This window comes from Faecalibacterium butyricigenerans (assembly GCF_020687345.1).
GTDB classification, from domain to species: Bacteria; Bacillota; Clostridia; order Oscillospirales; family Ruminococcaceae; genus Faecalibacterium; species Faecalibacterium butyricigenerans.
This window is the reverse complement of the sequence record NZ_JAJEQL010000010.1, coordinates 1-12124: the sequence shown is the minus strand read 5'-3', so window position 1 is coordinate 12124 and position 12124 is coordinate 1. Positions and strand designations below refer to the sequence as shown.

Sequence of the window (12124 nt, the reverse complement as noted above, 5' to 3'; positions counted from 1 at the left end):
GAGGTACGGAATGAAACGGATCTATGCGTGTCTGTGCATCGTGGCGGTGCTGCTGAGCATCGCCTTCTACAGCAGCTGGCGGGTGCAGAAATTTGCCGAGGATATTTCGGATGACATCGACGACGCCGTGGAGGCCCTCCGGGACGAGGATCTCCCTGCCGCACGGCAGGCTCTGGCCGAGGGAGCAAAGCTCTGCGACGAGATGCGGGAAGGGATGAACCATCTTCTCCGCACGCAGGACTTCACGGAACTGGAGAGCGCTCTCCGCGCCGCCGACGGCCACCTCGAGATGAATGCTCCCGAGGAAGCCCTCGGCGAACTGCGCCGGGCACAGGTTCAGGTGGAAACTCTGGAATGGCTTTCCCGGAGATTCGTTTAATTAAATCTCTGAGATCCGTTTTTATTTCGTGTAATCTTCGTTATCTGAAATTCATTTGCCCCGGCCCGCCGAGAAATAAGAGCTATAAACCGGATTTCATGCAGAGAGTTCCCGAAATTTCAATCGATTCATCATTTGTTTTTTCTGTATTGAATGCCTTGTTCGAAAATCATCGTCTTCCATCTGTGCCCTATATAGATTTTTATATAGGGCATCTTCGGCAATTCCTCAAAGACCCTTCCCGTCCGGATACAGCGTGCACAAAAAAGCGCCCCATCCCCTGCCCTGCGGCAGAGAATGAGGCGCTTATGGCTTTGGAGCCAGATTATTTCTTGCGGTCGCCCATCAGCTTTTTCAGCTCATTGAAGAAGCTTTCGACGTCCGCGAACTGCTGGTAGACCGAGGCAAAGCGGACATAGGCCACCTCGTCGATCTTTTTCAGCTCCTGCATGGTCAGTTCACCGATGCGCACGCTGGTCACTTCGCGGTCGTAGGTGCTCATCAGAGTCTGCTCGATGCTGCTGACGGCGCGTTCCAGCGCTTCGTAGCTCACCGGGCGCTTGGCGCAGGCGCGAAGCATGGCGTTCAGCAGCTTCTGTCGGTCGAACGGCTCGCGGGAATTATCCTTCTTGATGACGATGAGCGGCACTGTCTCCACCACCTCGTAGGTCGTGAACCGCATATGGCAGTTCAGGCACTCCCGGCGGCGGCGGATGCGCTCGCTGTCTTCGGTGGGGCGGGAATCAATGACTTTGGACTCCTCATCGCCGCAATAGGGGCATTTCATGGTCGTTCCTCCTATAGCAGTTTGCGTTTTTAATGCACAGGCAACATCCGCAAACTGCATGTCGCAAAGATGCCGTTTTGACAGGCACTATTTTTGAAAATTGCGATAAAAAACTCGGGACAGATTTGCATCAGGATCCAGCGGCTCAGTTTTTCTTTGCGCCCTTGCGTTCGCTCCATGCCACCCAGGCGGAGGTGGAGACACACAGCGAGGTGTACACGCCGCTGAGCATACCCATCATCAGGGGGAAGGCAAAGGTAAAGATGCTGTCCAGACCATACAGCTTGGAGACGACGCACATCACGCCCAGCGCCATCACGGTGGTGACGGTGGTGATGATGGTGCGGCGGGCCGACTGGTTGACAGAGTGGTTGACCAGCTCTTCGAAACTGGCCTTCTTGCCCAGCAGGCTGCGATTCTCACGGATGCGGTCGTAGACGACAACGGTATCGTTGATGGAGTAGCCGAGGATGGTCAGCATCGCCGCAATGAAGTTGCCATCCAGCGGGGCACGCAGCAGCACGAAGGTGCCGAACACCACCATCAGGTCGTTGAGCAGGGCCAGAACGGCCATCATGCCGCCGGTCAGGCCGCCGATCCTTTTGAAGCGGTATGCGATGTAGGCGAGGATGAGCACCAGCGCGAACACCACGGCCACCAGACTCTTCTGGAGGAACTTCATGCCCATTGCGGCGCTGACGTTGCTCAGAGAGAGCTGTGCGAAGGAGTTGTCGGGGTAGCTCTCATTCAGAGAGTCCAGCAGGGTCTGCACCTCGTCGGTGGTGACGGTCTCGGTGCCGGGCATCGAGATCTTCAGGGTCTGCTCCCCTGTTGCGACGTTCTCGCCGGTCTGCAGGGTCAGGCCATTGCTGCCCAGCGCTTCGGAGGCCGTCTTCTGGACGGCAGACATCTCAAAGCTGTTCTCGTAGCTCAGGGTGATCATCGCACCGCCGGTGAACTCAGTGTCCAGATGGACGCCCAGCACCACTGCACAGAGGACGATCGCCGCCATCAGGCAGGCAGAGATGGTCAGGAAACGCTTGCGCAGACCAACGAAGTTGACCTGCTTCTTCTCGGTGGGAGTCTTACCGGGAGCATCCGCACCGTAGAGACGGGGGTTCCGCAGAGCCTTGATGGAAGCAGCGCCCCGAATCATGGTACGGGTGGCAAAGATGCCAAACACGAAGTTGAGCAGCACGCCAGTGAGCAGCGTGTAGCCGAAGGCGTAGATGGTGCCTGCGGTCGAGGGGCCGAAGGCGAAGAAGACGAAGTGCAGGGCCTTGGCAAAGAAGCCGTCCGAGGGGCCGAAGGCACCCATCAGGACGACCGCGACGATGACGATGGTCACATTGCCGTCGATAATGGGGGTCAGGCCGCGGGCAAAGCCGCTCTTGAGCGCGCCGTCGAGGCTCTTGCCGCTGCGCAGCTCCTCCTTGATGCGCTCGGCGGTGATGACGTTGGCATCCACGCCCATGCCGATGGCGAGGATGATGCCGGCGATGCCGGGCAGAGTCAGGGTGAAGCTCTCAAACACCGGGAAGTAGCCGGAAACGAAGGCCAGCGTGGCCGCCACCTGACCGGCCAGCGCGATGCAGGCGAGGAAGCCGGGCAGACGGTAGAGGGCCGTCATGAGCACGAGGATGAGGGCAAAGGCGATGACACCGGCCAGCACCATGGCGCTCAGGCTGTTCTCACCCAGACTCGGGCTGATGGTGGAGTAGCTGTCCACGCTCAGCGCAAAGGGCAGAGAGCCGGAGTTGATCTGGCGGGCCATTTTGACGACATCTTCCTGCGTGAAGGGATTCGCCGCAGAGCTGGTGATGATGGCAGAGCCGTCGGTGATGGCGGCGTTGACGCTGGCGGTGCTGACGTTCTCGTCGTCCAGCCAGATGCTGATACTGCCGCCGTTCTGGTACAGACGGGTGGTGGCGTCGCCGAATGCCTTGGCACCCTCGTCAGTAAACTTCAGCGCCACATAGTACTCGGAGCTGCTGCCGTTGACGGGGCCGTACTGGGCAGCAGCACTCTCCACCATCGAGCCGTCAAGGACCAGCGCACCGTCTGCGCTGCTCCCCTCCCGGAAGGTCAGGTAGGCGGTGGTGCCGATCTCCTCAATGGCGGCTTCGGGGTCGAACTCGGTCTCGCCCGACTGCCACGGGAACTCGAGGATGAGGCTGTCGGAGTTGTTGTCCACATACAGCTCATAGTCGGTCACGTTGAGGGCGACCAGACGGTTCTCGATGACCAGCTGAGCAGCCTCAAGCTGGTCGTCGGTGGCGTCGTAGCCGTCGGAGGGGACGAAGGTGACGTTGACGCCGCCCTTGATGTCCACACCGAAGCGGATGTCCTTCGCTCCCTTGATGTAGGTGGTGGTCACATCACCGTACTTGGCCGCAACACCGAAGAACGCCGTATAGACGAACGCCGCGATCACAAGCACCGTGAGGATAAGCTGCCATGCTTTGCCTTTCGTTTTCATATGAATCGGGAAACCTCCAAATATAATATGAAGCTGCTTTCCGGTCTTGGAAACAACTTCAAAATCTCCGCTGCGCCGTCTGAGCGGCAGCACAGCGGAGATTTGTGCAGTGGAAAGATCAGTCCTTTTCCGTCAGCAGTTTCTCGACTGCTGCCAGACGGACGCAGACACAGAGCAGGTCGGATGCGGTCTCCACCTCATCCAGACTGGGATAAGTGGGCGCGATGCGCAGGTGGGAATCATCCGGGTCCTTGTGGTAGGGGTATGCAGAGCCTGCGCCAGTGAGGGTCAGACCGCACTCCTTGCACAGCTGAGCCACCCGCTTTGCGCAGCCGGGCATGACATAGAGGCTGATGAAGTAGCCGCCCTTGGGGTTCGTCCAGTGGGCGATGTCGCCGCAGGGGGTCAGCTCTTCGTTGAAGGCTGTCTTGACGGCGTCGAAGCAGGGCACCAGACGACGGCGGTGCTTTGCCATATGAGCCAGAACGCCTTCCTTGTTCTTGAGGAAGCGGACGTGGCGCAGCTGGTTCATCTTATCGTAGCTGATGATCATGACCGAGAAGCGCTTGCAGATGTACTTCATCATGGCCTCGCTGCAAGCCAGAGCGGAGACGCCAGCGCCCGGGAAGGTGATCTTGCTGGTGGAGGTGAACATAAAGACGCGGTCTTCGTTGCCGTACTTCTTGCACTCGTTCAGCAGGACGGGGGTCTCGATGATCTCCTCCGTCAGATGGTGGACGATGTAAGCCTCATCCCAGAAGATCTTGAAGTCGGGGGCGGCGGTCTTCATCTTGGCGAAGCGGTCGATGGTCTCGTCGCTGTAGGTGTAGCCGTCGGGGTTGGAATACTGCGGCACGCACCAGATGCCCTTGATGGTGTCATCCTCGGCCACCAGCTTCTCGACGACGTCCATATCGGGGCCGTCCGGGGTCATGGGGACGCTGATCAGCTCGAAGCCGAACTCCTCGGTGATGGCAAAATGGCGGTCATAGCCGGGCACCGGGCAGAGGAACTTCCGCTTCTCCACCTGAGACCACGGGCAGGGAGACTCCGGGAAACCGAAGCTGTAGCCCATCGAGATGAGGTTGTACATCAGCTGCAGGCTGGAGTTGCCGCCGACAAAAACCTCCTCGGGCTTCACGCCCATCACGTCGGCGAACAGCTCACGGGCCTCATGCAGGCCCTCCAGATCGCCGTAGTTGCGGGCGTCGGTGCCGGCGTCGGTGGTGTAATCCGTCATCTGCAGCAGACCCATTGCCAGATCCATCTGGTGAGGGCCGGGCTTGCCACGGGCCATGTTCAGCTTCAGGCCCATCGCCTGAAACTTCTTGTACTCTTCTTCCAGAGCCGCCTTTTCGGCAGCCAGTTCGTCGCGGGTCATCTCAAAATAATTTGCCATAACACACACTCCTTTATCGTACGTTCTATTTCCCACAGGGGTCCGGTACTGTTTCTCTGCGAAGCAGGTTCATGCCAGTGGGCCGCTCCGATTTTTACCCTCACAGTTCCAGACTTTTATAGTTTACTACAATTTGACCTCGGAAACAAGTCGGATGGCACAAAAAGACCCCGCCAAAAAGTAAAAAGCTTTCAGCGGGGCCTGTTCTCCCCTGCTGCGCGCTGCCGCTCAGCTCAGGGAAGGCTGGTTCTTATAACGCTTGCGCACTGCGCCGTACTCCATGTGCGCCTCGCCGCCCTCTACCGTATCCTCGTCGATGGTGACGCGGATGATGGTGGGGTCTGTGGGCACATTGTACATGACGGGCATCAGGATGTTCTCCATCACGCTGCGCAGACCGCGGGCACCGGTCTTGCGCTCGATGGTCTTCCGCGCAATGGCGTGGAGGGCCTCATCGGTGATGTTCAGCTCCACATTGTCCATGGCCAGCAGTTCTTTGTACTGCTTGACCAGACTGTTTCGAGGCTCCTTCAGGACACGCACCAGCGCATCCTCGTCCAGATCATCCAGCACCGTAATGACCGGCAGACGGCCGATCAGCTCGGGGATGAGGCCGAACTTGACGAGGTCGTGTGGTTCGACCTTCTGCAGCAGGGCTTTCTGGGCCTCGCTGGAATTGTCCTTCAGGCTGCTGCCGAAGCCCAGAGCGGACTTATCGGTGCGGCGGAGGATATACTTGTCCAGACCGTCGAAGGCACCGCCGCAGATGAAGAGGATGTTGGTGGTGTCGATCTGGATGAACTCCTGCTGAGGGTGCTTGCGGCCGCCCTGCGGGGGAACATTGCTGACCGTTCCCTCCAGGATCTTCAGCAGAGCCTGCTGGACGCCCTCACCGCCCACATCACGGGTGATGGAGGGGTTCTCGCTCTTGCGGGTGATCTTGTCGATCTCATCGATATAGATGATGCCGATCTGCGCCTTCTGGACGTCGAAGTCTGCGGCCTGAATGAGCTTGAGCAGGATGTTCTCCACGTCCTCGCCCACATAACCGGCCTCCGTCAGGGTGGTGGCATCTGCGATGGCGAAGGGCACGCCCAGCATCTTGGCCAGTGTCTGGGCCAGCAGGGTCTTGCCGACACCGGAGGGGCCAAGGAGCAGGACGTTGGACTTCTGCAGCTCAACGTCGGCGCCCTTGCCGCTCAGGATGCGTTTGTAGTGGTTGTAGACCGAGACGGCCAGCACACGCTTGGCCTCGTCCTGACCGATGACGTACTGGTCAAGTCCCTCCTTGATCTCCGCAGGGGTCTTGATGTTGATGGAAAGCTCGTCAGACGGCTGGATGCGCGCCCGGCTGGCGCTGCCGCGGCTGGGGCGGGAGCTGCTGCCCGCGTGATCCGGCTTGTCCGAGAGCAGATCGGCACAGAGTCCGATGCATTCGCTGCAGATGTTCACGCCGGGACCGATGATCATCCGCTCCACTTCATCCTGATGTTTGCCGCAGAAGCTGCAGACCAGATCCTTTTCGTTTTTATCTCTGCCGGAATTGTTATTAGCCATAACCGTTTTTCCTTATCCTGGGTGTATTGCTTTCTGCCGCTCAGCGGTGGGTGATGACCTCATCGATGAGGCCGTATTCCTTGGCCTCCTGCGCAGAAAGGAAGTTGTCGCGCTCGGTATCCAGCTCCACCTTTTCCAGCGGCTGGCCGGTGTACTCGCTGAGCAGCCGGTTCATCTTGGCGCGGGTGCGGACGAGATGGTCGGCATGGATCTTGATGTCGGTAGCCTGTCCGGACAGACCGCCGCCCTGACCGCCGGCGATGAGGGGCTGGTGGATCATGATCTCGGCGTTGGGCAGGGCGAAGCGCTTTCCCTTGGTGCCGCTGGCCAGCAGGAACGCACCCATCGAGGCGGCCATGCCCATGCAGATGGTGGAGACGTCACACTTGATATACTGGATGGTATCGTGGATGGCCATACCTGCGCTGATGGAGCCGCCGGGGCTGTTGATATACAGGCTGATGTCCTTATCGGGGTCCTGCCCTTCCAGATACAGCAGCTGTGCCACGACAAGGCTGGCGGAGGTGTCGTTGACGTCCTCGCTCAGCACAATGATGCGGTCGTTCAGCAGACGGGAGAAAATATCATAGGAACGCTCCCCGTGCGCCGACTGCTCGACAACGTAAGGAACAAAACTCATAGGGTTCGCCTCCTGAATGAAAAATTATTGTATTTGCAAAATTGACCGATACGGCAAGCACACAGGGCCGTAGCCGTATCGGTCAATTTCAACAACCTTCACTTACAGAGCCGGGGACTTTCCCTGCCCTGCATGACCTTGTGCGCCGGAATTACTCAGCGTCAGCGGTCTTCTCGGCCTCAGCGGCCTTCTCCACGACATTTGCGTGGCTCTTGATGAAGTCGATTGCCTTATTGATGGCCAGATCGTGCTTCACCTCGTCCACGTTGATCAGCTCGCGGACCTTGTCCTCTTCCATCTTGTACTGGTCAGCAATGCGCTTGACCTCGGCATTCAGCTCGTCCTCAGTGGCCTCGATGTTCTCGGCAGCTGCGACAGCCTCCAGAGCCAGACGGATCTTGACCTGCTTCTCAGCCTGCGGCATGAAGGAAGCGCGGAACTGATCGACGGACTGGCCCATATACTTCAGGTAGTCCTCGAGGCGCAGGCCCTGCTGCTCCATACGGAAAGCAAAGTCGTTGACCAGCTCGTCCATGCGGACATCGTACATGGCCTGAGGGATCTCAGCCTCCATGCCCTCGATGACCTGATCGACCAGAGCGTTCTCGACGGCCAGATCATCCTGCTTGTCCAACTGCTCCTGATTGTTCTTGCGGATGGAAGCCTTGAACTCGTCCAGAGTGTCGTACTCGGAGCAGTCCTTTGCCAGCTCGTCGTCCAGAGCGGGCAGCTCCTTGTACTTGACTTCGTGCAGCTTGATCTTGAAGACAGCGGGCTTGCCAGCCAGCTCGGCAGCCTGATACTGCTCGGGGAAGGTGACGTTGACGTCGAACTCCTCACCAGCAGCGTGGCCGACGATCTGATCCTCGAAGCCGGGGATGAAGCTGCCGCTGCCCAGAGTCAGGCTGTAGTGCTCTGCCTTGCCGCCCTCGAATGCGACGCCGTCCACAAAGCCCTCGAAGTCGATGTCAACAATGTCGCCGTTCTCAGCAGCACCCTCACGGGTCAGCTCACGGGCGTTGCGCTCCTGCACACGCTTCAGCTCGGCCTCGACAGCCTCGTCAGAAACAGTATGGACCGTCTTCTCGACGGTCAGACCGTTGTAAGCGCCGATCTTCACCTCGGGCTTGACTGCGACCTTGACGGTCAGGGTAGCGCCCTCAGCCTCGCTGGCGGAATCGACGGAGACCTCAGGACGGCCCACCGGCTCGATACCGGCAGCCTTGACAGCCTCTTCGTAAGCTGCGGGGAACAGCTCGTTGATGGCGTCATAGGTAAAGACATCAGCGCCGTACATCTTCTCGATCAGAGCCTTGGGAGCCTTGCCCTTGCGGAAGCCCTGAACAGGGTACTTCTTGCCCTCCTTCTTGAAGACATCGGCAACCGCAGCCTTGAAGGCCTCAGCGTCGATGGAGAACTGCAGCTCTGCCATGCTCTTCTCGAGCTTTTCGCACTTGATGAAATTCATTTTGTGTATCCTCCACTCAAATATTGTATTGCGTTGGGGCAGCGGGAAAACTGCCGCCTGCAACCGCGCACCGCGTCCTTGCTGTTGCGAAATGCGGGGACGCGCGCGCTCAAATTGGGTGCAACAATCGCGTCACAACCTATTATAACACGCTTGTGATAGAATTGCCACCCCAAATTTTGACTTTTTGTTATTTCTGACCTTTCCGTCCCGGCCTCAGTTGATGCGGTAGGGGCAGAACTTCAGGCCGTCGGCGCTGACGAGCTTGTAGCGGATGCCGTCCACATCGCCCTGCACGGCATACCGGATGGCGTTGCCGTGCAGATGGCCGTAGTAGCAGGTCCGGATGCCGTAGGCCTTCAGCGTCGCCACGATCTCAGGGGCGCTGGTGCCGGTGTAGACCGGCGGATAATGCAGGAACACCAGCTTCTCCAGCCCCGGCTCTGCGGCGTCAAGGCTCATTTTGAGCCGCCCGATCTCCCGGTTCATCACCTTTTCGTCGTGGGCCTCCCCCACATCGAACAGCCAGCCCCGGGTGCCGCAGATGGCGTAACCCTCCACGGCGTAGGAGTTGTTGTGCAGGATGTGGAGGGTGTCAAAGCCCTCGGCCTTCAGGTAAGCGTTCATCTTGTTGGCGGTGGTCCACCAATAATCGTGGTTCCCCTTCATGATGAGCTTCTGCCCCGGCAGCTGCTGCAAAAACGCAAAGTCCTTCCGGGTGTCGGTCAGCCGCATGGCCCAGCTGATGTCGCCTGCAAGGACGATGGTGTCCTCGGGCTTGATGAGCTTGCGCCAGTTGCGTTCCAGCCGCTCCACATAGCCGTTCCAGCCGGGGAAAACGTCCATCGGCTTGGAGGCACCTAGGGAGAGGTGGGTATCGCCAAGCACAAAAAGTGCCATAGTTTATTTACTCCTGTTCTGGTTTTCATCACGCCTGATAGCCCAGCGCCACCTCCGCGATCCCCGCCGGGTCGATGACGGTGCTGAACCGCTCGGCCTTCTGCCGCAGGGCGGCAAGGCTTGCGGGCGCGGTCCGGCCGGTAGCTTCTTCCAGCGCCCGCATGGCCTCGAAATCGTTCTCCGGTGCGGTATGACCCAGAGCCTCCAGCACGCTGCGGGGGAACTTGAAGGGCGAGGCGGTGGAGAGCACCACCATCGGCACGCCGTCCCGCTTCTTCTGGGCAGCGACGTGGAACGCCACAGCGGTATGGGTGTCGCAGAGGTAGCCGTCCTTCTCGTAGCGGGCGCGGATCTCCCCTGCCACCTGCTCCTCGCTGCTCCAGCCGCAGTCGAAGCTCTCCCGGATCGCCGCCAGCGTCTCGGGACGGACGGTGTAGCTGCCTGTCTCGTTCAGGCTCTTCATCAGACCGGCCACCTCGGCATCGCTGCCGGTGACGTGGTAGAGCAGACGCTCGAGGTTGGAGGAGACGAGGATGTCCATGCTGGGCGAGGTGGTCTTATAAAACTCCCGCTTGGCGGTGTAAGTACCGGTGGAGAGGAAGTCGGTCAGGACATTGTTCTGGTTAGAGGCACAGACCAGCCTGCCCACGGGCAGACCCATCTGCTTTGCATAGTAACCCGCCAGAATGTCGCCGAAGTTGCCGGTAGGCACGCAGAAATCCACCTCGTCGCCGAAGGCGATCTTCCCGGCCTTGAGCAGCTGGGCGTAGGCGGCAAAATAGTAGACGATCTGGGGCACAAGGCGGCCCCAGTTGATGGAGTTGGCGCTGGAAAGGCGGATGTTCCGCTCGGCCAGCTTGGCCGCGATGGCTTTGTCGCCGAAGACCCGCTTCACGCCGGTCTGGGCATCGTCGAAGTTGCCCCGCACCGCGTAGACCGCGACATTCGCCCCCTCCTGCGTCGCCATCTGCAGGCGCTGGATCTCGCTGGTGCCGCCCGTGGGGTAGAACACGGCGATCTCGACGCCCGGGATGTCGTGGTAGCCATCCAGCGCAGCCTTGCCGGTGTCGCCGCTGGTGGCCACGAGGATGAGGGTCTTTTCGGTGCGGGAGAGGTTCTTCTTTGCCTCCACGAGAAGCTTGGACATCAGCTGGAGGGCGTAGTCCTTGAACGCGCAGGTCGGGCCATGCCACAGCTCAAGGGCATAGGTGTTCCCTTCCACCGGGGCCAGATAGCCTGCCTTGCCGCCGAACGCCTCCCCGTAGGTGGTGCGGGTGGCTTCAGCAAGGAAGTCCTTGGAGTAATCGGTCAGATATTCGCTGACGACGGCAGCGGCCAGCGTGGGATAATCCAGCTGGCACAGCGCCCTGACGTCCACCTGCGGAAAGCGTTCCGGGACGAACAGACCGCCCTCATCCGACAGGCCCTGTGCGATCGCCTGAGAGGCGGTCACAATGCGGTCATGGTCTCTCGTGCTGAAAAATTTCATCATTATCGCTCCTTTTTGCCAGAAGGCCCATCACTCGGCCTCATCCTGCGGCAGCGGCCCGAGGCCGTTTTCTGCCTTTTCCCACCGGGTTTTTCTGTGCGCGTCTAGCTTTTTGCCCAGAAAGCACCCTTTATAATATGTACCATCCAGCGCCCGCTGTCAAGAGGGACGACCTCAGCCACGTCGAAACGCACCGGTTCGTCGCTCTGACAGGTGCTCTGGAGATACAATGCGGCAGATGCGATGATACGCCTCTGCTTCGCGGCATTCACCGCAGCGGCAGGGGTATCCAGAGAGTCTTTGGCGCGGGTCTTGACCTCGCAGAACACCAGTGTCCCGTCCGGTTCCCGCAGGATGAGGTCGATTTCCCCCATCCGGGTGTGATAATTGTGGCCGAGAAGCTCTGCCCCCTGCTTCTGGTAGAAGCGGGCCGCGGCGGCCTCTCCTCTTTGGCCCGTCTCGGCCCGGCCCATCACTTGCCTTCGGGCCAGTAGCCCTGTTTTTTGAGGAAGCTGCGGCGGTAGAAGGGCTGGATGCCGTACTGTGCAATGAGTTCATAGTGCAGCTTTGTGCCGTAGCCCTTGTGCTTCGCCAGCTGATACTGGGGATACTGCTTGTCCAGCTCCAGCATATAGCGGTCACGGCTGACTTTCGCCAGCACTGACGCTGCGCCGATGCTGGCGCTGGTGGCGTCGCCCTTCACCACCGGCTGTGCGGGCATGGTCAGCCCTGCCGGAGTCCGGTTGCCGTCCACGAGGACGAGGTTTGGCACGATGTCCAGCCCCTCCACGGCCTGACGCATCCCGCCCATGGTGGCGTTGAGGATGTTGTCGCGGTCGATGATGTCCGGGCCGACGAAGACGATCTTATAGGCCAGCGCCTTTTCGATGATCTGCTCGAAGAGGGCCTCCCGTTTTTTCTCGGTCAGCTTCTTCGAGTCGTTGATGCCGTAGACCGGAGTCTCGGGGTCAAGGATGCAGGCGGCCACACAGACCGGGCCGCAGAGCGGGCCGCGGCCCGCCTCGT

At 59.7% G+C, this 12124-nt stretch carries 11 protein-coding genes; 1 reads left to right on the top strand and 10 read right to left on the bottom strand.

Annotation, left to right across the window (positions count from 1 at the left end; translation table 11 throughout):
- Positions 1-10: 10 nt before the first annotated feature.
- A complete protein-coding gene (locus tag LKD23_RS05555; protein WP_227620805.1) occupies positions 11-379 on the top strand; it encodes a DUF4363 family protein in 369 nt (122 codons plus the stop codon).
- A gap of 325 nt (positions 380-704) precedes the next feature.
- Here LKD23_RS05555 and nrdR read toward each other — a convergent pair whose 3' ends face one another.
- The 10 genes from nrdR to rnhB form a co-directional block, all read right to left on the bottom strand.
- Positions 705-1166 (bottom strand): transcriptional regulator NrdR, encoded by a 462-nt coding sequence (gene nrdR / locus LKD23_RS05550; protein ID WP_227620804.1) that lies wholly within the window; start codon positions 1164-1166, stop codon positions 705-707.
- Positions 1167-1311: 145 nt separating this feature from the next.
- On the bottom strand, positions 1312-3645 hold the full coding sequence (gene secF / locus LKD23_RS05545; protein ID WP_227620803.1) for a protein translocase subunit SecF: 2334 nt from the start codon (positions 3643-3645) through the stop codon (positions 1312-1314).
- 118 nt (positions 3646-3763) lie between these two features.
- Positions 3764-5044, bottom strand: coding sequence for an aspartate aminotransferase type Ic (locus tag LKD23_RS05540; protein ID WP_227620802.1), 1281 nt, complete (start codon positions 5042-5044; stop codon positions 3764-3766).
- A gap of 228 nt (positions 5045-5272) precedes the next feature.
- Positions 5273-6601: an ATP-dependent Clp protease ATP-binding subunit ClpX gene (gene clpX / locus LKD23_RS05535; protein ID WP_227620801.1), complete on the bottom strand. Its 1329-nt coding sequence runs from the start codon at positions 6599-6601 to the stop codon at positions 5273-5275.
- A 40-nt stretch (positions 6602-6641) separates the two neighbouring features.
- The gene (locus LKD23_RS05530) at positions 6642-7241 is read right to left on the bottom strand and encodes an ATP-dependent Clp protease proteolytic subunit (RefSeq protein ID WP_227620800.1); all 600 of its coding nucleotides are present in this window, start codon (positions 7239-7241) and stop codon (positions 6642-6644) included.
- Between the two features lie 151 nt (positions 7242-7392).
- The gene (gene tig, locus LKD23_RS05525; RefSeq protein ID WP_227620799.1) at positions 7393-8709 is read right to left on the bottom strand and encodes a trigger factor; all 1317 of its coding nucleotides are present in this window, start codon (positions 8707-8709) and stop codon (positions 7393-7395) included.
- Positions 8710-8925: 216 nt separating this feature from the next.
- Complete coding sequence (locus tag LKD23_RS05520; RefSeq protein WP_227620798.1) at positions 8926-9609, bottom strand: metallophosphoesterase; 684 nt, start codon at positions 9607-9609, stop codon at positions 8926-8928.
- Between the two features lie 28 nt (positions 9610-9637).
- A complete protein-coding gene (gene thrC, locus LKD23_RS05515) occupies positions 9638-11098 on the bottom strand; it encodes a threonine synthase (RefSeq protein WP_227620797.1) in 1461 nt (486 codons plus the stop codon).
- Between the two features lie 104 nt (positions 11099-11202).
- Positions 11203-11571: a YraN family protein gene (locus LKD23_RS05510; RefSeq protein ID WP_227620874.1), complete on the bottom strand. Its 369-nt coding sequence runs from the start codon at positions 11569-11571 to the stop codon at positions 11203-11205.
- A partial coding sequence (gene rnhB, locus LKD23_RS05505; protein ID WP_227620796.1) for a ribonuclease HII occupies positions 11571-12124 on the bottom strand: 554 nt, incomplete at its 5' end. The genes LKD23_RS05510 and rnhB, both read right to left, overlap by 1 nt.